This is a genomic window from Dyella sp., from assembly GCF_051954575.1.
Classification (GTDB): domain Bacteria; phylum Pseudomonadota; class Gammaproteobacteria; order Xanthomonadales; family Rhodanobacteraceae; genus Dyella_B.
Genome location: NZ_JBQCHP010000001.1, coordinates 69,851 through 94,091, shown reverse-complemented (window position 1 = coordinate 94,091; position 24,241 = coordinate 69,851). Strand labels below are relative to the sequence as shown.

The following is a 24,241-nucleotide window of genomic DNA, read 5'->3' as shown; positions in this document are numbered from 1 at the left end:
GAAAGACGCATGCCGTTTTCGCCCAGCAGCGTGTCGAGCCCTTGCGGCAAGGCCGCGACGAACGATGACAGCTGCGCCACGTCGATGGCATGGCGCAGTTGCTCGTCGGTGGGCGACGGACGCGTCAGGCACAGGTTGTCGCGCAAGCTCGCGTCGAACAGATAAGGCTGCTGTTCCACCACGCCGAAACAGGCGCGTACGTCGTCGACGTGGTACGCATCCAGCGGCTTGCCATCCAGCAGGATGGTGCCGGCGTAGGGATGCAGCCGCAGCAGCGCTGCCACCAGGGTACTTTTGCCGGCACCGGAAGCGCCAAGCAGCGCTACGCGCTGGCCGGGTGGCAGGTCGAGGTCGACGCCCTTGAGCACCCATGCGCCGTCGTAGCGCACGCGCAAGTTGCGGATCGACACGGCCGTGCCCAACGGTGCAAGCACGAGCTGCGCGGTATCGGCGATGTCCGGTTGCAAGTCGACCAATGCCAGGATGCGCTCGGCGGAACGCCGCGTCGAACTCCATTGCGTCAACGCATCGCCCAGCGGCGCAATGGTTTCGAACAAGGCCATCGCCATCATCGACAGCATCACCAGATCGGGTGCTTGCAGGCGACCTCCGGGCAAGACAGGTATGCCAAGTGCCAGCGCCAACGTGATCGACACTTGCGCGGCGAGCATGCAGCCTGCCGCCCCCAGCGTCTGCAGGCGGTCCAACTGTGCATGGGCTGCCATGCGGCGACTGGATGCAGCCCCGACAGCTTGCGCATGCTGCGTCTGCGCGCCATACAAGGCCAACTCCGCCCTGCCCTGGACGCCGTCCACAGCAAGCAGGCGCAATTGTTCGGTGCAGGCAACCACCGTCGCGGAGGCAGCTTCGCTGCGCGAGCGCAGCCATGCGGGCAGATAGGCGCCGGCAATCGCGAGCACGCACAGCAGTGCGATCGCAAAAGCCGGCAGATAGCACGCCGACACGATCAGCACGAACGCGCCACTGCCGCATGCCACTACCATCGGCACCAGCACGCCCAGATAGGCATGTTCCAGCGCATCCACGTCCGCGCGCAGGCGCGAAAACAGTTCCACGCTGCGGAACGCCTGCAACTGCTGCGGCGATAGGGGAATCAACCGGCTGAAAACCCATACGCGCAGCCGCGCAAGCAGGCGCAAAGTGGCCGCGTGCGTAGCCAGGCGTTCGACATAGCGCCCGCCGGTACGCACGATCGCCAGCAGCCGGATCAAGGCAGCCGGCGTGTAGTAATTGATGGCCGCACCGCCCGCGCCGACCAGCGCCATGGCAGCAATGAAATGACCGGCCACCGCGAGCAAGGCAATGCTGCACGTGGCACTTACCAGGGCCAGCAGGACGCCGGCCAGTAGCCATTGGCGATCTTCGCGCGTGAGCAAGGCGAGCACGCGTCGAACAATGCTGTGCGTGGTGACGGAAGGTGGGGATGTGGGCTTCATGCCGCGTGATCCTGCGCAGCCAGTTGCGCGAACAGGCTGTTGCTCGCGCGCAATCTGCCGGCGACGCCCGTTTCGACGATGCGGCCATCGGCGAGCACCGCCACGCGTTCGTCATCGGCTACGGTCTGCAGGCGATGGGCGATACGCAGCACCGTGCACGATTGCGTGCGCCGGCGCAAAGCATGTTCGAGCCGCGCCGCACTGGCCTGGTCCAGATGCTGCCAGGGTTCGTCCAGCAGCCACAGCGGCGCGCGGCGCAGCCATGCGCGCGCAAGCGCGACGCGTTGGCGCTCGCCGCCAGAAAGCCCCGCGCCGCGCTCGCCCAACGGCGTATCCAGCCCGCGCGGCAATCGGGCGACGACGTCGATCAGGCCGGTGGCATGCAACGCATGCTCCAGCGTGAAGCGATCGACATTGGGGGCTGCGATCAGCAGGTTGTCACGCAGCGTGCCGTGAAAGATATGCGCGCGCTGCGGCACCCATGCGATGTGCGCCCGCCAGGCGTCCGGATCGAGCGCGGCAAGGTCTTCGCCGTTGATCCGCAGCCTTCCCGTCCGCGGCTGCGCGAAGCCCATCAACAATGTCAGCAGCGTGCTTTTGCCGCTGCCGGTGGCGCCTACCAAGGTCAGGCGGGTACCGGCCTCGATGGCTAGATCGACATCATGCAATACCTCGCGCTGGCCGTCGTAGCCGAAGCCGACATGCTCGAAGCTGACCGTGACGCGTTGCGCCTTGATCGGCTTGTGCACACCCGCGCAGCTTGGGTTCGATGCTATCGGCGCTTCGGCGAGCAAGGCCATGAGATCCGTCGCGGCAGCCACGGCATCCATGCGCCGATGCCGTTGCGTACCCAGCATGCGTAGCGGCTGGAAAAATTCCGGCGCGAGCAACAGCACGAACAGTCCGTGCTCGAACGTGATTTGTCCCCACATCAGGCGAAAACCGATCAGCACCGCCAGCACTGCGATGCTGATCGTGGCGAAGAATTCCAGCACCAGTGCGGAAAGAAACGCGATGCGCAGCACCGCCATCGTTTCGCGCCGATAGGCTTCGCCGGTGCTGGCCAGCGAACGCGCTTGGCGCTCGGCGGCGCGATACAGGCGCAAGGTGGTCAGGCCCGAGAGCGCATCCATGAATTGCGCACCCATGCGGCGCAGGCGCAGCCAGCGCTTCTGGCTGGCCTGCTCGGCTGCCTTGCCAGCCAGCAGCATGAATACCGGCAGCAATGGCGCGGCGACCATCAGTACGATGGCGGACCATGCATCGGCGGACAGCACGGCGAGCAGGACGATCGCCGGTATCGCCACCGCGAACACGGCCTGTGGCAGATATCCGGCGTAATACGGAACCAGCATGTCGACGCCATCGACCAGCCGGGTCACTGTGTCGCCGCTGGATGATTCCTGGCTTGCCGACGGCCCTCTATCGCGCATGCGCTGTTCCAGCGACTGCCGAAGGCGATGGCTGATGCTAGCACCGGCGGCGAAGGTGGCGCGGCGTTGCATCAGCGTCAATCCGCCGCGCGCCAACGCCAGCAACGGCAGTGCGCCGAGCAGCGGCCACAACTGCCGCAGGCCGGCATGCCCGAAGATTGCGCGATCGAGCAGATGCGCGATCAGCCATGCCGCCAGGCACATCAGCAGTGATTGCAGCACGCCCGCGCCGATGCCCTGCATGAAGTGGCGGCGCGCCGGCTTGAGCTGTTCGCCCAGCCAGCGCAGCGTCGGCGAGCGCGTTTTGCGATGTGTCATACCGGCGCGCATCACCGCCGGCCGCGGTGTGCGGCGTTCCTGTCCTGGGTATCCAGCAGCACGCCACCCACCGCGCCGATCAGCACGATCATGGTGGTGCCGACCAGCCATGCGAAATACCACGCACCGGCGTTGCCGAGCATGATCGCCAGCACGATCACCGCCACCGCCATGAACATGTACAGCAAGAACAACAATACGGTTTTCATGAGACCTCCTCAGTACGCGTGTTCATCGGCGGCAACATGCTCGGCGTGCACCTTGCCGCGCATGACGTAGAACGCCCAGCTCGTGTACCAGAGCACGAGCGGCACGAAGACCAACGCAAAACCCAGCATCCACGTCAGCGTGAGCTGGCTGGAGCTGGCGTTCCACACCGTCAGGCTCTGCGAAGGCGCGATGCTGGAAGGCAACAGGAAGGGAAACAGTGCCGTGCCGGCGGTACCGATCACGCCGATCCAGGCCAGCGCGCCGAGCCACCACGCCAGCAACGAGCGATGCTTCTGCACCGCCAGCCATCCCGCCGCCAAACCGGCGAAGCCAAGCACCGGCACCAGCCACAACACCGGGTTCTGATGGAAATGCGCCAGCCAGCTTCCGCTGGCGGCAACCGTTTGCTGCAGCGGCGTTTGCGGCACGCCGGGCGCCGGCGCGCTGACCAGCGTGTACGCCTGCAGATGGCTTACCCAGAAGCCGCCAAGCGCAAACAACACGATCGCTGCGCCCGCGGCGATGCGCGCCAGCGTGCGCGCGCGCTGGTAGATCGCATCCACGGTGCGATTCATCAGGGTTACCGCGCCCATGAACACCGACATCGCGGCCGACAACAAACCGCACACCACGGCGAAGGGGTTGAGCAAGGCAAGGAAGGAGCCGGTGTATTCGGAAGTGAGGTTCCAGCTGAAATGGAACGGCACGCCCAGAAACAAGTTACCGAACGCCGCGCCGAATACCACCATCGGCACCAGGCCGCTGACGAACAAGGCCCAGTCCCACGCATTGCGCCACGCGGCCGACGGCAGCTTGCTGCGGTATTCGAAGCCGAGCGGACGCATGATCATGCTCCACAGCAGCAATAGCATCACCACGTAGAAGCCGGAAAACGCCGTGGCGTAGATCAGCGGAAACGCAGCGAACACCGCGCCGCCGCCCAGCACGAACCACACTTGGTTGCCGTCCCAGTGCGGTCCGACCGCGTTCATCGCCACGCGGCGCTCGATGTCGTTGCGGCCGACATAGCGCAGGATGGTGCCCACGCCCATGTCCATGCCCACCATCACGGCAAGCCCGATCAGCAGCACGCCCAGCAACAGCCACCACGTGCATTGAAGTACGGCATACGTCGTCATGTTCAGATCTCCACCGGGCTGTAGCGGCCGGCGTGCGCGTCGGAATTGGCGGCCGTTGCGGGCGCTTCATCCGCAGGCCCGATGCGTATGGTGCGCACCATCAGGTACATCTCGATCAGGATGAACAGCGTGTACAGCGCCACGAAGCCGGCGATCGAAAAGATCATGTAGCCCACGCTATGGGTGGATGCGGACATCCACGTCGGCAACATGCCGTACACCGTCCATGGCTGCCGTCCCAGTTCGGCCACCAGCCAGCCCATTTCGCACGCGATGAACGGTACCGGGATCATCCATACCGCCATCTTGAGCAGCCAGCGCTTGTGCTGCACGTTGTTGCGCATGGTGTAGATGGTGGCCAGCACGAAGAAGGCGAGCATGGCCAGGCCCATCGCCACCATCGCGCGGAACGACCAGAACATCGGCGCCACTTGCGGAATGGTGTCCTTGGCGGCGGTGGCGATTTGCGCATCGGTGGCTTGCGTCACGTCGTTGGCATAGCGCTGCACCAGAAAGCCATAGCCAAGGTCATGTTCATGCGCGTGGAACTGCGCGAGCGCGGCTGGATCGTCGGGCCTGGACGAAAGCGTCTGCAAGGCGGCAACCGCCGGAATGCCATCGCGGATGCGCACAGCCGCATCGCGCTCCAGCTGGTCCACGCCTGGCACGCTGCCGTTGACCGAATGCGTCACCAGCAAGGACAACGCATACGGCACTTGCAGTTCGCCGGTGTTGACGCGCTTTTCCTGCGATGGGAACGCCACCAGGTTGAATGGCATCGGTCCAGGCTGCGTTTTCCACAGGCCTTCCATCGCGGCCAGCTTGGTCGGCTGCGCCTGCCCGCCAACAAAGCCCAGCGCATCCCCCAGCGTGATCACGCCGGCGGTGGCGAGCACGCCAAACAGCACCGCCATGCGGAACGAGCGGCGCGCCAGTTCGGCGTGGCGATTCTTCAGCATGTACCACGCGCTTACACCGGCCACGAATACCGCCGCGGTCACGTAGCCGGCGATGCTGGTATGCACGAACTTCGCCTGCGCGTCGTAGCTGAAGATAAGGTCCGGCAGGCTGGTCAGTTCCATGCGCATGGTGGCGGGATTGAAATGCGCACCCTGCGGGTTTTGCATGAAGCTGTTGGCGACCAGGATCCACAGCGCCGATAGATTGGACCCCAGCGCCACCAGATAGGTCACGGCCAGGTGCTGCCCGGGCCTGAGCCGTTCCCAGCCGAAGGTCATCAGGCCGATGAAGGTGGCTTCCATGAAGAACGCCATCAACCCTTCGATGGCCAGCGGCGCGCCGAAGATGTCGCCTACGAAGCTCGAATAGAACGACCAGTTGGTGCCGAACTCGAATTCCATGGTGAGTCCGGTGGCGACGCCGATCGCGAAGTTGATCAGGAACAACTTGCCCCAGAACTGGGTGATGCGCTTGTAGATCTCGTTTCCGGTGGTGACGTACACCGTTTCCATGGCGGCCAGCAAAAACGACAGGCCGAGCGTGAGCGGCACGAACAGAAAGTGGTAGAGCGCGGTGAGCGCGAATTGCAGCCTGGACAAATCGACAACACTGGGGTCGTGCATGATGGATATCCCGATGGGCGTGAGACATCGCTATTTTTTTCCGTCTCGAAGCGGGCAAGCTTGATTTCAATCAAGTCCGCCCCGGCGATCATCGGAATTTTTATTGCACCGCGGCGGAACGACGCACCCGCGCGCGGCGCCCTGGGAAAATGATCTGGATCAACGGCAGGAACCGGCGTGGACGGAACCATGCGCGGCGTTATTCAACGAAGGACGATCATCATGAAAACGCTGCTCCCCCTCCCCCTCATGCTGGCACTCGTGCTCGCGCCCACGGTGCATGCCACCGACACCGATGGCGCCAACGGCAACTGGGTCGTTCGCTTCGGCGCGCATGTCGTCGATCCCAAAAACGATAATGGCCGGCTAGCCGGCATGAACACCACCATCAGCAGCAATGCCAGGCCCACCGCGAGCATCGAATACATGCTCATTCCAGCGGTCGGCGTCGACGCCCTGGCAGCCATCCCGTTCCGGCACGAAGTACGCCTGGACGGCAGCAAAGCGGCCACCACCAAGCAGCTGCCGCCCACCTTCGGCGTCAACTACCACTTCCTCGCGGGCCAGCCGATTTCGCCCTTCGTCGGCGCAGGCTTCAATTACACGCGCTTCTTCAGCAGCAAAGGCGAAGGCATCCTGCAGGGCGCCCGCGTGAAGATCGACAACAGCTGGGGCGCGGCGGCGCATGCCGGCGTCGACTTCCAGTTGTCGCGCGCGTGGATGATCACCGCCGACGTACGTTGGATCAGCATCCATGGCAACGTGCACGTCAATGGCGCGAACGTGGGCAAGGCCAGCGTGGATCCGTGGGTGTACGGCGTCAGCGCTGGATACCGGTTCTGATCGCCGGCTATCGGCTCCCTCCCCGTTCCACACGGGGAGGGAGTCCGGTACGCGTCATGGCCGCAGCACGGCGGCGCCGCTTAGCCGTCCATCACGCAAATCGTTCAGCGCCTGGTTCGCCTGCTCCAGCGGATAGACCTGCGTGGACGTGTGCACGCTGCTGCAGGCGTCATCGGCAAAAAACTCGCGCGCATCGGCGCGGGTGAGGTTGGCGACGGACACCACTTCGCGCTCCTCCCACAACCAGCGATAGGGAAAGGACGGGATATCAGACATGTGGATGCCGCCGCATACCACGCGCCCACCCTTTTTTACCGCACGCAGCGCTTGAGGCACCAACGCGCCGACCGGCGCGAACAAGATGGCCGCATCCAATGGAACAGGCGGCAATTCTTCCGAGGCGCCGGCCCAACTTGCGCCGAGGGAACGCGCAAAAGCCTGGGCTACGGTGTCGCCGCTGCGCGTGAAGGCGTAGACATCGCGCTGCTGGCTGCGCGCGACCTGCGCAATGATGTGCGCGGCCGCGCCGAAACCGTAAAGCCCCAGGTGTTTGCCGCTACCGGCCTTCTTCAGGCAGCGCCAACCGATCAGGCCGGCACAAAGCAGCGGCGCCAGCGCTACCGGGTCGGCGTCGGCGGGAAGCCGCACACAATAATCCGCGCGCGCCACGATGTGGCTGGCGAAGCCGCCAGGACGGGTGTAGCCGGTGAATGACGGTTCGTCGCAGAGGTTCTCGCGTCCGGTACGGCAATACTCGCAGTGCCCACAGGCACCGCCCAGCCAGGGCACGCCCATCCGCTCGCCCAGCACCACGCCGGTGACGCCGGGGCCGATCGCATCGACGACGCCCACGCATTCGTGACCGGGGATCACCGGCATGACGACGCCGGGCAGTTCGCCGTCCACCACGTGCAGATCGGTACGACACACGCCGCATGCCTCCACGCGCAAGCGCACTTCGCCCTGTCCTGGCAACGGATCGGGCAGGCTCTGCAACGCCAAGGGCTCGCCGATCTTGTGCAACACCATAGCGCGCATGGTTCCGACCCTGCTTGGGACTACGTGCATCATCGCGCGCCGCGGCGCGCGGGCGAGTTGACCTGGCTCAAGATGCCAGCGCAACGGTATCGGCACCATCCGGCCATCAAAGCTTTTTCCACTACGTGTTCTGGAGAAGCTCATGTTCAAGCAGATACTGCTGCCGACCGATGGCTCCGAATTGTCGTTGAAAGCGATCCGGCTGGGCGTGAATCTAGCCAAAGCCTGCGGAGCGAGCGTGATCGCGCTGCATGCGGTGCCGCCGGTACAGACGATTGCCTACGTCGCCGAGCTGATGGCGTCGGTGGAGTTCGACTACGCAAGGGAAGCTACCCGTTTTGCCGAACGCTACCTGGACGATGCCCGCGCGATCGCCGCGCAGGCGGGCGTGCCGTTCGATCGCGTATTGCGATTTGGCGAACAGCCCTACCAGGCGATTCTCGAGACCGCGACCGAACGGCAATGCGACCTGATCGTGATGGCTGCGCACAGCTGGGAAGGATTGGCGCGGTTGCTGATGGGCAGCGAGACGCACAAGGTGGTGATCAAGGCGGCGGTGCCGGTGTTGGTTTGTCATTGATGCAGCTCCCTCCCCTGTTTTACAGGGGAGGGCTGGGGTGGGGTTGTATAAGCTTGCCGCATGGTCCGAGTTCACCGCGAGGTTGCTTCACCCCACCCCAGCCCTCCACTACTACACATAGGGGAGGGAGCAGTACTTCGCACAGCTAACTCTCTACGCCGAATCACGCTCGACATGTGGCACCTCATGCGAGCCGATCGGCGTAAGGCTCGGATAAACCATCGAACGAATCATCACATCCGACAACGCACCGCATGTACCCAGACAGGCATTGACCCACCATTGCACCGGCGCGATGAACCACCCCATCAGTGCAAGCGGCACCAACGGCCCCATCGGTGCAAACGCCTCGAATGGCGCCAATTGCGTATCGAAATCATAAGGCGAGATGGCCATGGCGTTCTCCTTGGCAAAACGGCAGTCAGGCCGCTGCAGGTTGCGGTGAAAGGTCCCGCATCACGCGGGCGGTATGCGCGGCGATCATGGCTTCTTCGTCCGTGGCGATGACGAACACGCGTACCGCGCTGCGCGACGTGCTGATCAGGGTTTCGTGTCGATGGTTTGCATCGACCTTGCATTCCACGCCGAACCAGGCGAGTCCTTCGCATACCGCCTGGCGGATCGGCGCGGCATGTTCGCCGATACCGGCCGAGAACACCAATGCATCCAGACCGCCGAGCGCCGACGTGAGCGCACCGATTTCCTTGACGATACGGTAGACGAACAACTCGATGGCTTCTCCGGCGCGCGGATCGTCACTGGCCAGCAGGGTGCGCATGTCGTTGCTGATGCCGGAAACGCCGAGCAAGCCGCTCTCGTGGTAAAGCATGTGCTCGGCGGCCGGCGCGCTGAGCCGGTACGTCTGCTGCAGGTACAACAAAGCACCGGGATCGAGCTGGCCGCAGCGGGTACCCATCATCAGGCCATCCAGCGCGGTGAAACCCATGGTGGTGTCGATACTGCGTCCGTCGCGCATGGCGCACAGGCTGGCGCCGTTGCCAAGATGCGCCATGATCACGCGCCCTTTCGCCAAGGTCGGCGCAAGCTTGCGCAACTGCCCGATCAGGTATTCGTAGGAAATGCCGTGAAAGCCATACCGGCGCACGCCGCTGGCGGTATACACGCGGGGCAAGGCCATGCGTGTGGCCACGGATGGCATGTCGTGGTGGAAGGCGGTGTCGAAGCACGCCACTTGCAACAGATGCGGGCGCAGGCTGGAGACGGCCTTGATGGCCGCCAGGTTGTGAGGCTGGTGCAACGGCGCGAGCGGCACCAGCTTTTCCAGTTCGGCCAGCACGGCCTGATCGACGCGAACCGGCCGATGGAAGACGCGTCCGCCATGCACGACACGGTGCCCCACCGCCACCAATGCCTTTTCGCCCAGGTGCGAAGTCAACCATGCGAGCAAGGGCTCGAGCAAGGCTTCGTGGTCCATCGCGGCGGATGGCTTCCATTGGTAACGGTCGAGCGTGGTGCCATCCGGCGCACGCGCGATGAAGCGCGGCACCTCGCCGATACCTTCGATCGAACCGCGCGCGATCAGCCGCTGCGCGGTGGCACCGTGCTCGAACAGCGCGAACTTGATGCTGGAGGAGCCGGCATTGATGGTGAGCAGTGCGTTGGGCATGGTCAGGTCACCGCGGTGGTCGCTGCTGCCGGTCGCTTCGCCGCCTGCGCGATCAGCACGGCGATGGCGCATGAAACAATGCGCGCACGCAACGTATCGGCGCGGCTGGTGAGAATGATCGGCACCTGCGCGCCCATCACCACGCCGGCCGCTTCGGCGTCGGCGAGAAACGTCAGCTGTTTGGCGAGCATGTTGCCCGATTCGAGATCCGGCACGACCAGGATGTCGGCCGCGCCGGCCACTTCGGAAACGATGCCCTTCTCGTGCGCGGCAAGCGCACTCACGGCATTATCGAAAGCGAGCGGACCGTCCACGACTCCACCCGTAATCTGGCCGCGCTCGGCCATCTTGCACAGGGCCGCGGCGTCCACCGTGGAAGGCAGCGCAGGCGTGATCGTTTCCACCGCCGACAGCACTGCCACCTTCGGCCTGGCCACGCCGACGATATGCGCCAGGTCGATGGCGTTCTGCACGATGTCGCGCTTTTGCATCAGCGTTGGAGCGATATTGATCGCCGCATCCGTCACCAGCAGAAGACGCGCGTAGCGCGGCACGTCCAGCAGGAATACATGGCTCAGCCGGCGATCCGTGCGCAGGCCGCCATCGGCGCACACCGCGTGCATCAGCTCGTCAGTGTGCAGCGAGCCTTTCATCAGCAGCCTGGCCTGGCCGCTTTTGACCAACGCGACCGCCTGCGCCGCCGCCGCGTGGCTGTGCGGCGCATCCACCACGCGGTACGGCGCGAGCTCCACGCCCGCACGCTCGGCCGCGGCGTGCATCTTGGCGAGGGGGCCGACGAAAATCGGCGCGATCAAGCCTTCCTCGGCGGCCTCCACCGCCGCCGCCACCGCCGCTTCGTCACAGGGATGGGCGATGGCGGTGGGTATCGCCGGCCGGCCTTCCACGCCGGCGAGCAGGTGCTGGAAGCGATGGCGGTGGGCAATCATCTCGTGCATGGGAGTCATCCATTCAGTACATGTGCTGGCCGCCGTTGATGGCGAGATTGCTGCCGGTCATGAACGCTGCCGCTTCGCTGCATACGAAGCCGACCAGCGCGGCGATCTCCTCGGGACGTCCCAGCCGGCCCACGGGAATCAGCGGAATCACCTTGCTTTCCAGCACATCCTTGGGCACCGAGGCCACCATGTGGGTGTCGGTGTAACCGGGCGAGACGGTGTTGACGGTTACACCGTGCCGCGCCACTTCCAGCGCCAGCGATTCGGTAAAGCCGTGGATGCCCGCCTTCGCCGCCGCATAGTTGCACTGTCCGAACTGGCCTTTCGTGCCGTTGATCGAACCGATGTTCACGATGCGCCCCCAGCCGCGCTCCACCATGCCGGCGCAAAACGGCTTGGTGACGTTGAACATCGAATCCAGATCCGTGTGCATCACCGCTTCCCAATCTTCCCGCGTCATCTTGAGGAACCGTCCATCGCGGGTGATGCCGGCGTTGTTGACCAGGATGTCGACGCTGTAGCCGTCGCAGGCAATCTGGGCGGCCATGCGCTGGCACGAATCGAAATCGGCCACATCGGCGGCATAGGTCTTGTATCGATAGCCTTGAGCCGCCTGCTGTTCCAGCCAGATATCGACATGATCGTTGTGCGGCGAGTGCGTCACCAGCACGGTATGGCCGGCATCGTGCAAGGCCCTGGCGATCGCCTCGCCGATGCCGCCCATGCCGCCAGTCACCAGCGCCACGCGTTCAGTGCTCATGGCCACTTCCCGTCGCCATCGTCGTGGCGTTGGCGAACAGCTTGAAGAAATCGCCCAGCGCCGCATTGAACGGCTTGGCCGCTTCCACGCTGCCCATGGCTTTGGCGGTATCGCGCTGCCACATCAGGAAGGCATCCTGCAGGCCGGTCAGGAAACGGGTCTGATTGGTGACGGCAGCCTGTGCCACCGCCTGCGCATCGCCCACGCGCTCCTGCATCAGCCGCACCAGCGTTTCGCCGGGAACGGCGGCCAGCGATTGCCAATTGTCGTCCAGCGAAAGCTTGTCGATTTCTTCCTGGCTCTCGGCGATGCTTTCGCCCACAGCGTGATCGAAGGTATCGAGCCAGCGCTGGCCGCACTCTTTCAGCAACTTGTTGGTACGCAGGGTAAATTGCAGATTGGCTTTGTACAGCTCGAACGGAATGTCGTTTTGAGTGGTCATGGTTCGGTTCCTCGCGGATGGATCGTGTCGCCGACGTTCGGCGTGTTGGGCTCCCTTCCCTGCCGCACACAGGCGGCGGGAGCATGCTTGGCGAACAGGCATGTCAAAGCGCCCATGCTCATTTCTCCAATACGTAATGACCCGGCGCCAGCGGCAGGCTGTCCTGCGCGCTTCCCGGCATGCCCATCGAAGGCGGCGGCACCGGCGCACCGGAGCGCGCGTCCAGCCACTGCGTCCACGCCGGCCACCATGACCCCTCGTTGCGCGATGCCCGCGACAGCCAGCTTTGGGAGGACAAACTGCGCGCACCGCGCGGCCGCACCAGCAGGCGGAACCGGCGCCCGGGGTGACCCGGTTCACTGACGATCCCGGCGTTGTGCCCACCACTGGTCAGCACGAAGGTCAGCTCGTCGGTAAACAAGTGATGCACCTTGTAGACCGAATGCCACGGCGCGACGTGGTCGGTTTCGGTCGCCACGCAAAACATCGGCACAGCGATGTCTTTAAGCTCGACCGGCTTGCCGTCCACCGCGTAGCGGCCTGCAGCCAGATCGTTGTTGAGGTAAAGGTGGCGCAGGTATTGCGAGTGCATGGTGGCCGGCATGCGCGTGGCATCCGCATTCCACGCCATCAGGTCGTTCATGGCGCCGCGTTCGCCGAGCAGATAGTCGTTGACCATCCGCGACCACAAAAGATCGTAGGAACGCAGCATCTGGAACGCGCCGGCCATTTGCGTGGCGGTGAGATAACCGGCTTGCCCCATCTGGTCTTCCAGCAGGGAAATCTGGCTTTCGTCGATGAACAACGCCAGTTCGCCGGGCTCGGTGAAATCGGTTTGCGCAGCCAGCAGCGTCAGCGACGCCAGGCGATCGTCGCCGTCGCGCGCCATCGCCGCTGCCGCGATCGCCAGCAAGGTGCCGCCCAGGCAATAGCCGACCGCATGCACGCGGCGCTTTGGAAGCAGGTTGTTGATCGCGCCCAGTGCGGCGCGTACGCCGAGATTGAGGTAATCGTCCATGCTCAACGAGGCATTGCTGCGATCCGGGTTCTTCCAAGAGATGCAGAACACGCTGTAGCCCTGCGCCACCAGGTAGCGAACCAGGGAGTTGCCGGGCGACAGGTCCAGCACGTAGTACTTCATGATCCACGCCGGCACCAGCAGGATCGGCTCAGGTCGCACCGTTTCGGTCGAAGGCGCGTACTGGATCAGCTCGATCAGATCGTTGCGCAGCACCACCCGTCCAGGCGTGGCGGCGACGTCGCGTCCCACGACAAACCGTTCGGCACCGATCGCGGAGCTGCCCGTGATATGGCGCATCACGTCGTCCATCCAGTTCAGCGCTCCGCGCACGAGGTTGCTCCCGCCTTCGCGCTGGGTGCGTGCAAGCACCACCGGATTGGTGAGCGCGAAATTGCCAGGCGAGAGCACGTCCAGCCATTGGCGCGCGACGAAATCCATTACATCCTGATGATGCTGCGATACGCCGTGTACGCCGGTGATGGCGGCATGCCACCAGCGTTGCTGCAGCAGAAAATGCTGATGCAGCACGTTGAACGGCCAGCGCTGCCATGCCTCGTCGGCAAAGCGCCGGTCGCTTGCCGGCGGTACCGCGCACGGCCTGGCCGGGTCGTCGCACGGCAGCGCGCATTTGAGCAGATAGGCGTGAAGTTGCTGCGCCTGCTCCAGGCCGAGCTCAAGCAGATCCAGGCGCTTGCCCGGCGAGCGCAGCAAGTGCAACCACCAGTCGGCGAAGGCCAGGTACAACGATTCCAGCGACAGCGACGCGCTCAAGCGCGCCTGCAGGGCGTGCACGGATGGATCGAGCGTAGCGGCGGCGGGTGCCTTCAAATGAGTCACGTGGCGCTCCTCGGCAGTAGCACCACCATGCCAGCGGCATGGCGGACGCTCGTTGATGCAGGTCAAGCCAAGGCGTGCTCGGCACGTGGCCTAGTTCCCTGCCCCACGCCAGGCGCCGACGTGCCCCGAATTGATCTGCATCACCTGCCCGGTTCGGTGAGGCAAGCACGATAGGCACAACTCATCCAGGCGTCGGCGTTGGCGCCCCTGGACGCGTCGCACGAGGTCGCCATGTACGGAAAAAACAGGGAGCGTGTCGATGAGGGCAAGGCACCGGCCCGCGCGGCGAGATGGCGAACTGTTTTATGTGCCGCGCTGGCCTGCCTGGCCAACCTGGCATGGGCGGCCACCAGCGAGCCTCAGGCCAGCGTCACCATCCTCGTGTATCACCGCTTTTCCGATACGGCGGACGATTCGATGACGGTGCGCATGGCCACGTTCGAGAGCCAGTTGCGCTTTCTTCAGGAGCACGGCTACCACATCGTGCCGTTGCGCGAGGCGATCGATGGACTGCGCAATCCATCCGTCTCGCTACCGTCCAAACCCGTGGCGATCACCGTCGACGACGGGCATCGCTCGGTGTTCGAGAAGCTGCTGCCGATCGTGTTGCGCGAACGCTTTCCGGTCACGCTGTTCATTTATCCATCGGCGATTTCCAATGCGTCGTACGCACTGACCTGGGACCAATTGCGCGCCCTCAGGCAAACCGGCTGGTTCGATATCCAGTCGCATACCTACTGGCATCCCAATTTCAAGCTTGAACGCAAGCGCCGCAGCGCGGAGGATTTCCGGGAGTTCGCACGTCGACAACTGGACGCCTCGCGCCAACGCATCGAATCGGAAACCGGCTCGCACGTGGACATGCTCGCCTGGCCGTTCGGTATCTATGACGACGAACTGATCGCGCTTGCCGCCGACGACGGCTATGTGGCGGCCTTTACGCTGGATGCGCGCAAAGCGGATCAGCACGCGCGATTGCTCGCGCTGCCGCGTTTCTTGATGGTGGATGCCTACGGGCCGCGTGCGTTCGCGCACGTGCTGGGTGAACCGGATGCACCGCCCACCGCCAAGAGAGGAGCCACCCCATGACCGCCTTGCGCCGGGCGTTGGCACGCGCGATGTTCGTCGCACTCGCGATGGTTGCCCCACTGGCAAGCCGGGACGCCCAGGCCGTAACCGGTGTCGTCATCGACGCGAGCACGCTCAAGCCAGTCGCCGACGCCATCGTCACCACCGCTGCTGGCGTGACGCGTACCGACGAACACGGGTGGTTCGATACCGGCCAGCCGACGGCCAGCATCGCTGCGCGCGCGCCAGGCTACCTGCGCACCGACGCGCATGTATCGGGCGACGAACCGGTGACGCTCACGTTGACGCCGTTCCGGCCCAGGGCGCTCTATCTCTCGGTATTCGGCATCACCAGCGCCACACTGCGCAACGCGGCGACGAACCTGGCGCAGCGCACCGCGATCAACGCGCTGGTCATCGACGTGAAGGGCGACCGCGGCCTGACGCCCTACCGCAGCCAGGCGCGCGAAGCGATCGGTGCGGCCGCCAAGACCAGCGAACGCGTATCCATGGCGCGGGATTTCCCCGCGCTGCTCGCCGACCTGCATGCCCGGCGCTTGTACCTGATCGCACGCATCGTCGTGTTCAAGGACGATCCGCTTGCCGACGCACACCCGGAGTGGAGCGTGCGCGACGCCAAAGGCCGACCATGGCGGGATCGCGAAGGCCTGCAATGGATGGATCCGTTTTCGCGCGACGTCTGGCAGCACAATCTGGATATCGCCGAGGAAGCGGCCCGCATGGGTTTCGACGAAATCCAGTTCGATTACGTGCGCTTTCCCGACCAGCGCGGCCTGGCATTTGCACTGCCGAACACCCGCGCCAATCGCACGGCAGCCATCACGGGTTTTCTGCAGGCCGCTCGCACCCGGCTAGCACCCTACAACGTGTTCGTCGCGGCCGATATTTTCGGTTACGTATGCTGGAACACCAACGATACGGCGATCGGCCAGCAGATCGAACTGCTCGACGCACCGCTCGATTACATCTCTCCCATGCTGTATCCGTCCGGCTTCACCTGGGGCCTGCCTGGTATCGCCGATCCGACCGCCGAGCCGGGCCAGATCGTCGGGCGCTCGCTGGCCGAGGCGATAAAGCGAACTGGGCTCCCGGGTGTACGTTTTCGTCCATGGCTGCAGGCGTTTCGCGATTATGCATTCGATCATCGCGTGTTCGACGCCACCGCGATCCGTGCGCAAACCGATGCCGCCGACGCGGCCGGCTCCGACGGATGGATGCTGTGGAATCCACGCAACCAATACGACGCCAACGACCTGCTTCGTCAGTAGAGCCATGGACGCTTCAATGCATATTTGAAGCATGTGAATACGACCCGCGGCAATGAGAGGTTTGCATGTTGCCAAGCCACGCCCTCACAGATGTTTCGTCAACGGCGCTAGGTCTTGGCGTCTCGCTCGCCATTGGTCTTCTTATCGGGTTGGAGCGGGAGCGCAACAAGCACATGGGGCCCATGCAAGCCCAGGCCGGCGTTCGTACCTTTCCGCTGTTGGGTCTGGCCGGCGCGACAGCTTCTCTCATTGGCGACGCCGCCATTTATGCCGCGGCGCTGTTCGTTACGGCGGTAGCCATCGCCAGCTACGTGCGCACCAATGAGAAGGATCCAGGTGTCGCAACCGAAATGGCCATGCTCATGACATTCCTGCTGGGCATACTGTCGATGTCGTCGCCCGCCTTTTCCGCCGGGCTGGGCGTTACGGTGGCGATACTTCTGGCAAGCAAATACAGGCTTCATCTGCTGTCGCGCAAATGGCTGTCCGGAACTGAGCTGCACGACCTCTTGATACTCGCAGCCGCTTCGTTTGTCGTTCTTCCGCTGCTGCCCGACCGCAGCCTTGATCCGTGGGATGCTTTCAATCCCAGGCGACTGTGGTTCTTGGTGGTAGCGGTCATGTCCATTGCATCATTGGGGTATCTGGCGATGCGTGCGCTGGGGACGAAGTTTGGGCTTCCTATTGCGGGCGTGGCGAGCGGCTTTGTCTCAAGCACAGCCACAATCGGCACGATGGCGGAGCGCGCAAGGGGCACGCCTTCCCTGGCCGCCGCCGCCGCGAGCGCTGCCGTCATCTCCAATGCGGGGACCGTAGCGCAATTGGGCGTCGTGATCGGATTGCTCTCGCAGGCCTTGCTAAGGCATTTGGCGCTGCCGTTGCTGGCCGCTGGTAGCGCTGCGATCATCGCGGCCATTTCGACCAGTTGGAAATCATGGAACTCAGGCCATGATGCAGCGGCGCTTGCTGGCGAGCGTCCCTTCAAGATGCGCGCCGTATTGGGTTTCGTCTCGCTGTTGGGCGGGATCATGCTGGCGAGCGCCATACTTCGCAGCTACCTTGGGAAAGCCAGCCTGCCGTGGATCATGGCGGTCTCGGGTTTCGCCGACGTGCACGCCGCCGCTGCCTCCGCAGCACAAGCCGTGTCGACCGGCCATATCGACCTGCAACAAGCCTCATGGTGCGTTCTCGCTGCGCTGGCGTCCAATTCCTCGCTCAAATGCGCCATCGCCTTGAGCAAGGGACCTCAAGGATACGCATTGCGTGTGGTGTCCGGCACGCTCGGTGTCGTGGCGGGCTTTGCGGTCACCCTGTGGCTTGTCTAGCGCTTGTCTGACGGGTCGATGATCAGCCGCATCGCGGTCGCGGCGCCGTTTGACTTCGATCCAAGCGGTGCCTTCGCAGCGCCACAAAGTTTCTTGACATGCGTCAAGCGCCTCACCCCTTTGCGGTGACTCAATGGCAGTGCTAGTTGACGAGTTGAAGACTCGCCAGCGGAAAAGCACACGAATTTCGAGTAATGCACCAAATCCCGAGGACCGATTCCATGTCCATGTCACCCGCCCGCTACGGCTTGAGCCTTCGCATCACTCATTGGGCGACCGTCGTGGCCGTCCTGGCTGCTTATCTCTTCGCCAACATGGGTGAAGGCAGCGAGGAAGGCGGGGTTGCCACATCGGGCATGCAGGCGATGCAATGGCACTATGTCGCCGGGATCATCGTCTTGCTGTTCGTCATTCCGCGGCTCGTTCTGCGCATCTACGCGCCGACGCCGCCGATCGTTCCGGCACCCGGCTCCATCACGGCCTTGACTGCGCGCCTGGTGCATCTGGCGCTGTACGTGTTCTTGATCGTGCAACCCGTCCTCGGCTGGCTGCAGCTGAGCTATGGCGGAGAGCAGGTCGTTGTGCCCTGGCTTGACTGGCATCTTCCCGCGCTGGTGCATCCCGACGCGCAGGCCAAGGAAATTGTCGGCGAAGTGCACGAGCTGATCGGGAATGTCTTTTACGCCGTGATTGCCCTGCATATCCTGGCAGCCCTGTGGCATCACTTCATGCGGCGCGACAATACGCTGAAGAGAATGCTATGACGGACGCCCTCTCTCCTTCCAAGCACAAGGGCGACGACGAATCCGTGAGCGGCGGGCCCTACGTTTCGCCGCCTGGCCCATCTCATCAGGCGCCGCTGTCGATGGTGCTCGAGAGCCGCGCGGCATCGCTCGACGAAGAGCGCGTTTCGCTCGGCATGGTGCTGAAGCTGCTCGACGACCGTTCCATCTGGGCGCTACTGCTGTTGCTCGCGCTGCCGATGGTCGTGCCCATTCCCTTACCGGGCATCTCGGTTCCGTTCGGCGCCTGCATGGTGTTGATCTCCGTGCAACTTGCGGTAGGCCGTGCCCATGCATGGATTCCCGAACGGCTTGCGCGCCGCTCGATCGAAGCGGCAACGTTTGCCAAGGCGATTCGTGGCGTGCTTCCTACCCTGAAGCGCCTGGAGAAAATCGTCCGCCCACGAAAGCGGTGGCTGGCCGGAGACTGGATGCGCGTACCGATCGGCGTTACCTGCCTGATTCTCGCCATCATCATCACGCTGCCCATTCCATTGGGCCATTTCGTGCCCGGCATGGCCATTTCGCTGTTCTCGCTGGGCATGATGGAACGGGACGGCGTCACCATCTGGGCAGGGCTTGCGATCGCCATTGCTGGCATTGTGCTGGTTGTTTTGGCGTCACAAGGTGTCTACACCGGCTTGAATCACTGGCTCAAGGTGTAGGGACACAGGCGGCCATGGCGTTCCAATGATCAGTCGCATCCTTGCCGCTTTTAGCGCGTTGACGCTGTTACTTGGTCTGATCATGCGCCTGACCGGCCACGAAGTGATCGGCCGATACGTGTGGATCGCAGGTTCGTCCGCGGTGGCGATCTGGATCGTGGTCACCAGCATCATCCGGCTGCTGCGGCGCGATGCGGGCGTGGACATCATCGCGCTGCTTGCCATCGCCGGTGCGATCGTCCTGGGGGAAAACCTGACGGCCGCCGTGGTCGGCCTGATGTTCGCCAGCGGACGAGGACTGGAAGATTACGCCGAAGGCAAAGCCAGGCGGACGATGTCGGCGTTGCTCAACCGCGCGCCAAAGACCGCGAACAAATATATCGGTGAGGCGCTCAGCGTCATTCCCATTTCGGACGTAGCAGCGGGTGACCGACTGCTCATTCGCGGCGGAGAGATTGTCCCGGTCGATGGCCTGGTCGAATCGGAGGCTGCCGTGCTCGACGAATCGGCCTTGACGGGTGAGTCACTGCCGGTGCGGCATGCACGGGGCGAGACGGCACGCAGCGGCGTACTCAATGCCGCAGGGCCCTTTGACATGCTGGCGACGACATCCGCGGCCGACAGTACCTTTTCCGGCATCGTTCGGCTGGTTGAAGCGGCCCAGCGCGCCAAGGCGCCCTCTTCGCGCCTGGCCGATCGCTACGCGCTGATATTTCTGCCCGTGACGCTCGCGGTGGCCGCAGTCGCATGGCTGCTGTCGGGCGATCCCGTTCGCGCCCTGGCGGTGCTGGTGGTTGCCACGCCCTGCCCGCTGATTCTGGCCGTGCCCGTTGCGATCGTTTCCGGCATGTCACGGTGCGCATCGCGCGGCGTGCTCGTCAAGGGCGGCGGCATGCTCGAACGGCTCGCGCAAGGCAATGTACTGTTCTTCGACAAGACCGGTACGTTGACCACGGGACACGCGCGCCTGACGGCCATCGAAACGACCGGGTCGCTCGATCAGAACGAATTGCTGAGGCTGGCCGCATCGGTCGAGCAAGTGTCCCAACACGTGCTCGCCGAGGCGATCGTGTCGTTTGCACGAAAAAGGAATCTTCCCTTGACCAAGCCGTCCGACGTGCGCGAAGAGCACGGCGCGGGCTTGATCGGCACGGTTGGGGCGCATCGCGTCGCCATCGGCAGTTATGGTTTCGTTTCAAAAATCACGTCCGCTGCGCAATGGGCCGACATGCTGCGCAAGCGCATGCGCCGCGAAGGTACCGCCGGCGTGTTCGTGGCCATGGATGGCGCCATGGCCGGCGCATTATTACTGGGCGATGAGATACGTCTGGATACGCCGCGGGCCATCCGGCAACTTCGGCGCGCCGGCATTCGGCGCACCGTGATGTTGACGGGCGATCACCGCGACATCGCCGAAACCATCGGAGAAGCGTTGGGCGTGGACGAAGTCCTGGCCGACCAGGCGCCCAGCGACAAATTGACCGCGATCAAAGCGGCCAAACCCGCGAACACGACGATCATGGTGGGCGACGGCATCAACGATGCGCCGGCGCTGGCGGCAGCGGACGTCGGCGTGGCGATGGGCGCGCGCGGTGCGGCGGCGTCCACGGAGGCGGCTGGCGTCGTGTTGTTGGTCGACCGGTTGGACCGCCTGGCCGAAGCGCTCGTGATTGCCCGCCGCGCACGCAAGATTGCCATGCAAAGCGTCATCGCGGGAATGAGCCTGTCGCTGGTTGCGATGGTGTTCGCGGCGCTGGGTTACCTGCCTCCGATCGCGGGCGCCATCCTGCAGGAAGGCATCGATGTCGCCGTGATCATCAATGCGCTGCGCGTGCTTCGGGTAACGTCGATCGACGGCATCCACGGGCGGCTCGACGCCACCGAAAATGCGCGGCTGTCAGCGGAACACCATGAACTGGGCCCGGTGCTCGACCGCATTCGCGCCTGCGCCGATCACCTGCCCGTGCTCCCGCAAGATGCCGTTCATGCCGAGCTCGTCGAACTGGATGGCCTGCTGAGCAGCACGCTTCTGCCGCACGAGCGCGACGACGAAAAACACCTGTATCCAAGGCTGGAGCCGATGCTCGGCGGCGGCGACCCGCTGGCGCCGCTGAGCCGTACGCATCGCGAGATTCTCCGGCTCGGGCGCCTGTTTCACCATACGACCGAAGATCTGCCGCAAGGTCCGCTTTCTCCCGAGGCCATCCAGGACATGCAACGGATGCTGTATGGGCTGGATGCGATCTTGCGCTTGCACTTCGCGCAAGAAGAAGAGATCTATCACGGCATGGCGGAGACGGTGTGAGTCTGACATATCCCCATCCAGCAGCATCCAGAGACAACATGCTGGCAAACGGCTAAAAAGAAACCTCGTCGTCATTCCGGCGAAGGCCCACTGTGTCCGGGGAAATTTTCCGGAAGCCCTGCCGATGACTAGATATTCTTCCTGCGCCCTGTCTCGCCCGGCCGTCATTCCCGCGAAAGCGGGAATCCATTTTCAGGGGCGCATCAGAGCAAAAATGGATTCCCGCTTTCGCGGGAATGACGTCAAGGAGACATGGAACACTTCGCGGAAGTCGAGTCGCCTGCCGAACCAGGCCGCCGGACCCAAAGCATTCGAGGTACTTTCGCCGATCCGTCACATTTTTCCCGGACAGCAATGGGCGAAGGCCGGAATGACGATGAGGTGGCATGAACGATTACGCGTTGTGCGGACAGTCTGCTGATTTTGTTCAAACATCGAACGAAAACCGCGGAGTTTGAATCAATTTCGTCCCTGCCCGGTACCTGACGAGGCCTGCGCGCCACCATTCAACCCGCAGCACCGCAGTAAATGCCATACAGCGTTTCGATCACGCGCTCGGCAGGCCCGGGCGCCAGCGTGTACCAGATCGTCTGCGATTCCCGCCGCGTGCGCACCATGCCTTCGTCGCGCAGCTTGGCCAGGTGCTGCGACAGCGCCGACTGGCTCAGGTCCGGCAGTGCTTCGTTGATCTGGCCGACGGAGAGTTCTCCACCCGCCAGCAGGCACAGCACGCGCAAGCGCTGTGGATTGGCGAGCGTCTTCAGCAGGCTGGCGGCCTCTTCGGCGCGGTTGTGCATGGCCACGGCATTGCGCGCGATGTTTCTTTTCATCGAATGCCCCTGTGAGGGATCGGTTGCTCCGGCGGTTGACTTTACCGCATTTTACTAATTAAGATATTTCTAATGTAGTAATGTCTTAACCATGCCGCTTACCGGAACGGGCAAACGCAAGCGAAGCGCGATTGACCTGCGTCAATGCCGCCCCGGACCAATGGCGGATGCTGGGTATCAAAGTCATGGATCACCGAGGTAATCGATATGTCGCGCATCGTAATTCTGGGGGCCGGCCTGGGTGGCATGGCCGCGGCGTATGACCTCAAGGCGGCCCTGGGGAGAAAAGCGGACATCACCGTGGTCGGCGATGGCCCCTACTTCAATTTCACCCCCTCCAACCCGTGGCTGGCGGTGGGGTGGCGCAAGCCCGAGGATATCCGCGTGGAAGTGCGCGAGCCCTTGAGCAAGCACGGCATCCACTACAGCGCGATACCGGCCGAAGCGATCCAGCCTGCCGAAAACCGGATACGCCTGCTCAACGGCGACACGCTCGATTACGACTACCTCATCATCGCCACCGGCCCGCGCCTGGCTTTCGACGAAGTGCCGGGCCTGGGGCCTGGTACCGGCTTCACGCAATCGGTATGCACGGGCCCGCATGCGCATACGGCCTGGCTGGCCTACCAGAAATTCCTGAAAAATCCCGGACCCATCGTGGTGGGCGCCGTGCAAGGCGCCAGCTGCTACGGCCCTGCCTACGAATTCGCCATGATCGTGGACGCCGACCTGCGCCGGCGCAAGCTGCGCGACCGCGTACCCATCACCTTCGTCACCGCCGAGCCATACATCGGGCACATGGGCCTGGGCGGCGTCGGCGATTCGAAGGGCTTGCTGGAATCGGAATTGCGCAAGCGCGACATCCGCTGGATCGCCAATGCCAAAGTCGGTGCGGTCGAAGCCGATCGCATCAAGGTCGAGGAAGTCGATGCCAAAGGCGCCACCGTGCAATCGCACGACCTGCCTTTTGCCTACGCCATGCTGATTCCCGCGTTCACCGGCGTCGACGTGGTGCGCAAGGTGCCTGGACTGACCAATCCGCGCGGCTTCGTGCTGATCGATGCGCATCAGCGCAGCACGGCCTGGCGCAACATCTACGCCGCCGGCGTGTGCGTGGCCATTCCGCCGGTGGAGGCGACGCCGGTGCCCACTGGCGCACCGAAGACCGGTTTCATGATCGAGTCGATGGTCAGCGCGATCGTACGCAATGTCTGCGACGAGATCGAAGGCGGCCCTGCTGACGCATGCGCCACCTGGAACGCGATCTGCCTGGCCGACATGGGCGAAACCGGTGCCGCGTTCGTGGCCTTGCCGCAGATTCCCCCGCGCAACGTCACCTGGGCGCGGACCGGCAAATGGGTGCACGTGGCGAAGGCCGCATTCGAGAAGTACTACCTGCAAAAGATGCGTACCGGCCACACGCATCCGGTGTTCGAGCGCTACGTGTTGAAGCTGCTGGACATCGAATCGCTGAAGTCCGACGTGCCGCACCATTGATTCCTTTCATCGCAAACGGAGCAAGAGCATGAACATCGATCGCATCGTTCTCGCCTTTGCCGGCGGCATGGTGCTGCTGGGCCTGGCGCTTGGCTATTTCGTTTCGCCGTGGTGGTTCCTGCTTACGTTGTTCGTGGGCGCGAACCTGCTGCAATCGGCCTTCACTGGATTCTGTCCGCTGGCGAAGATCCTGGCGAAGTTCGGCGTGAAACCCGGCAGCGCGTTTCCTTCCTGAG

23 protein-coding genes are annotated in these 24,241 nt (G+C 63.8%); 10 read left to right on the top strand and 13 right to left on the bottom strand.

Annotated elements, in window-relative coordinates:
- The 5 genes from ACTHNE_RS00450 to ACTHNE_RS00430 all read right to left on the bottom strand — a co-directional run.
- Positions 1 to 1,457, bottom strand: a 1,457-nt coding sequence (locus tag ACTHNE_RS00450) for an amino acid ABC transporter ATP-binding/permease protein (RefSeq protein WP_440268277.1), incomplete at its 3' end; no start/stop codon positions are given.
- Entirely contained in the window at positions 1,454 to 3,208 is a 1,755-nt protein-coding gene (gene cydD / locus ACTHNE_RS00445) for a thiol reductant ABC exporter subunit CydD (protein ID WP_440268276.1), read from the bottom strand. The genes ACTHNE_RS00450 and cydD, both read right to left, overlap by 4 nt.
- A gap of 11 nt (positions 3,209 to 3,219) precedes the next feature.
- Positions 3,220 to 3,417, bottom strand: coding sequence for a hypothetical protein (locus ACTHNE_RS00440; RefSeq protein ID WP_440268275.1), 198 nt, complete (start codon positions 3,415 to 3,417; stop codon positions 3,220 to 3,222).
- Between the two features lie 9 nt (positions 3,418 to 3,426).
- A complete protein-coding gene (cydB, locus tag ACTHNE_RS00435) occupies positions 3,427 to 4,557 on the bottom strand; it encodes a cytochrome d ubiquinol oxidase subunit II (protein ID WP_324938641.1) in 1,131 nt (376 codons plus the stop codon).
- 2 nt (positions 4,558 to 4,559) lie between these two features.
- Positions 4,560 to 6,140, bottom strand: coding sequence for a cytochrome ubiquinol oxidase subunit I (locus ACTHNE_RS00430; protein WP_324938644.1), 1,581 nt, complete (start codon positions 6,138 to 6,140; stop codon positions 4,560 to 4,562).
- A 222-nt stretch (positions 6,141 to 6,362) separates the two neighbouring features.
- Between ACTHNE_RS00430 and ACTHNE_RS00425 the strand changes: the two genes are divergently transcribed.
- Positions 6,363 to 6,983 (top strand): OmpW/AlkL family protein, encoded by a 621-nt coding sequence (locus tag ACTHNE_RS00425; protein ID WP_324938646.1) that lies wholly within the window; start codon positions 6,363 to 6,365, stop codon positions 6,981 to 6,983.
- Positions 6,984 to 7,037: 54 nt separating this feature from the next.
- On the opposite strand, the gene ACTHNE_RS00420 is transcribed toward ACTHNE_RS00425, so the two are convergent.
- On the bottom strand, positions 7,038 to 8,021 hold the full coding sequence (locus ACTHNE_RS00420) for a zinc-dependent alcohol dehydrogenase family protein (protein ID WP_440268274.1): 984 nt from the start codon (positions 8,019 to 8,021) through the stop codon (positions 7,038 to 7,040).
- A 142-nt stretch (positions 8,022 to 8,163) separates the two neighbouring features.
- On the opposite strand from ACTHNE_RS00420, the gene ACTHNE_RS00415 reads away from it, so the two are divergent.
- Entirely contained in the window at positions 8,164 to 8,601 is a 438-nt protein-coding gene (locus tag ACTHNE_RS00415; RefSeq protein WP_324946338.1) for a universal stress protein, read from the top strand.
- Positions 8,602 to 8,754: 153 nt separating this feature from the next.
- Here the strand turns inward: ACTHNE_RS00415 and ACTHNE_RS00410 are convergent, their stop codons facing one another.
- The 6 genes from ACTHNE_RS00410 to ACTHNE_RS00385 form a co-directional block, all read right to left on the bottom strand.
- Positions 8,755 to 8,997 (bottom strand): hypothetical protein, encoded by a 243-nt coding sequence (locus ACTHNE_RS00410; RefSeq protein ID WP_324946336.1) that lies wholly within the window; start codon positions 8,995 to 8,997, stop codon positions 8,755 to 8,757.
- A gap of 25 nt (positions 8,998 to 9,022) precedes the next feature.
- Positions 9,023 to 10,300, bottom strand: a complete 1,278-nt coding sequence (locus ACTHNE_RS00405; protein WP_324946334.1) for an acetate/propionate family kinase — start codon at positions 10,298 to 10,300, stop codon at positions 9,023 to 9,025.
- On the bottom strand, positions 10,231 to 11,184 hold the full coding sequence (locus ACTHNE_RS00400) for a bifunctional enoyl-CoA hydratase/phosphate acetyltransferase (RefSeq protein WP_324946332.1): 954 nt from the start codon (positions 11,182 to 11,184) through the stop codon (positions 10,231 to 10,233). Before ACTHNE_RS00400 ends, ACTHNE_RS00405 begins: the two co-directional genes overlap by 70 nt.
- A gap of 13 nt (positions 11,185 to 11,197) precedes the next feature.
- Positions 11,198 to 11,944: an acetoacetyl-CoA reductase gene (gene phbB / locus ACTHNE_RS00395; RefSeq protein ID WP_324946330.1), complete on the bottom strand. Its 747-nt coding sequence runs from the start codon at positions 11,942 to 11,944 to the stop codon at positions 11,198 to 11,200.
- Positions 11,934 to 12,386 (bottom strand): phasin family protein, encoded by a 453-nt coding sequence (locus tag ACTHNE_RS00390; protein ID WP_324946328.1) that lies wholly within the window; start codon positions 12,384 to 12,386, stop codon positions 11,934 to 11,936. The genes phbB and ACTHNE_RS00390 overlap by 11 nt, the downstream gene beginning before the upstream one ends.
- A gap of 118 nt (positions 12,387 to 12,504) precedes the next feature.
- The gene (locus ACTHNE_RS00385; protein ID WP_324946325.1) at positions 12,505 to 14,244 is read right to left on the bottom strand and encodes a PHA/PHB synthase family protein; all 1,740 of its coding nucleotides are present in this window, start codon (positions 14,242 to 14,244) and stop codon (positions 12,505 to 12,507) included.
- A gap of 231 nt (positions 14,245 to 14,475) precedes the next feature.
- On the opposite strand from ACTHNE_RS00385, the gene ACTHNE_RS00380 reads away from it, so the two are divergent.
- From ACTHNE_RS00380 to ACTHNE_RS00355, 6 genes are all read left to right on the top strand, one after another.
- Positions 14,476 to 15,333: a polysaccharide deacetylase family protein gene (locus ACTHNE_RS00380; protein ID WP_324946323.1), complete on the top strand. Its 858-nt coding sequence runs from the start codon at positions 14,476 to 14,478 to the stop codon at positions 15,331 to 15,333.
- The gene (locus ACTHNE_RS00375; RefSeq protein WP_324946321.1) at positions 15,330 to 16,601 is read left to right on the top strand and encodes a putative glycoside hydrolase; all 1,272 of its coding nucleotides are present in this window, start codon (positions 15,330 to 15,332) and stop codon (positions 16,599 to 16,601) included. The genes ACTHNE_RS00380 and ACTHNE_RS00375 overlap by 4 nt, the downstream gene beginning before the upstream one ends.
- 65 nt (positions 16,602 to 16,666) lie before the next feature.
- Positions 16,667 to 17,926, top strand: a complete 1,260-nt coding sequence (locus ACTHNE_RS00370) for an MgtC/SapB family protein (RefSeq protein WP_440268273.1) — start codon at positions 16,667 to 16,669, stop codon at positions 17,924 to 17,926.
- Between the two features lie 221 nt (positions 17,927 to 18,147).
- Positions 18,148 to 18,690 carry a cytochrome b gene (locus ACTHNE_RS00365; protein ID WP_324940976.1) on the top strand — a complete coding sequence of 181 codons (543 nt, stop codon included), beginning with the start codon at positions 18,148 to 18,150 and terminating at the stop codon, positions 18,688 to 18,690.
- Positions 18,687 to 19,373 (top strand): exopolysaccharide biosynthesis protein, encoded by a 687-nt coding sequence (locus tag ACTHNE_RS00360; RefSeq protein WP_324940978.1) that lies wholly within the window; start codon positions 18,687 to 18,689, stop codon positions 19,371 to 19,373. The genes ACTHNE_RS00365 and ACTHNE_RS00360 overlap by 4 nt, the downstream gene beginning before the upstream one ends.
- Before the next feature lie 25 nt (positions 19,374 to 19,398).
- The gene (locus ACTHNE_RS00355) at positions 19,399 to 21,678 is read left to right on the top strand and encodes a heavy metal translocating P-type ATPase (protein WP_324940981.1); all 2,280 of its coding nucleotides are present in this window, start codon (positions 19,399 to 19,401) and stop codon (positions 21,676 to 21,678) included.
- 506 nt (positions 21,679 to 22,184) lie between these two features.
- Here ACTHNE_RS00355 and ACTHNE_RS00350 read toward each other — a convergent pair.
- Positions 22,185 to 22,508 carry an ArsR/SmtB family transcription factor gene (locus tag ACTHNE_RS00350; RefSeq protein WP_324940984.1) on the bottom strand — a complete coding sequence of 108 codons (324 nt, stop codon included), beginning with the start codon at positions 22,506 to 22,508 and terminating at the stop codon, positions 22,185 to 22,187.
- A 207-nt stretch (positions 22,509 to 22,715) separates the two neighbouring features.
- On the opposite strand from ACTHNE_RS00350, the gene ACTHNE_RS00345 reads away from it, so the two are divergent.
- Positions 22,716 to 24,005 carry an NAD(P)/FAD-dependent oxidoreductase gene (locus ACTHNE_RS00345; RefSeq protein ID WP_324940987.1) on the top strand — a complete coding sequence of 430 codons (1,290 nt, stop codon included), beginning with the start codon at positions 22,716 to 22,718 and terminating at the stop codon, positions 24,003 to 24,005.
- Positions 24,006 to 24,033: 28 nt separating this feature from the next.
- Positions 24,034 to 24,240 carry a YgaP family membrane protein gene (locus ACTHNE_RS00340; protein ID WP_324940989.1) on the top strand — a complete coding sequence of 69 codons (207 nt, stop codon included), beginning with the start codon at positions 24,034 to 24,036 and terminating at the stop codon, positions 24,238 to 24,240.
- Position 24,241 lies beyond the last annotated feature (1 nt).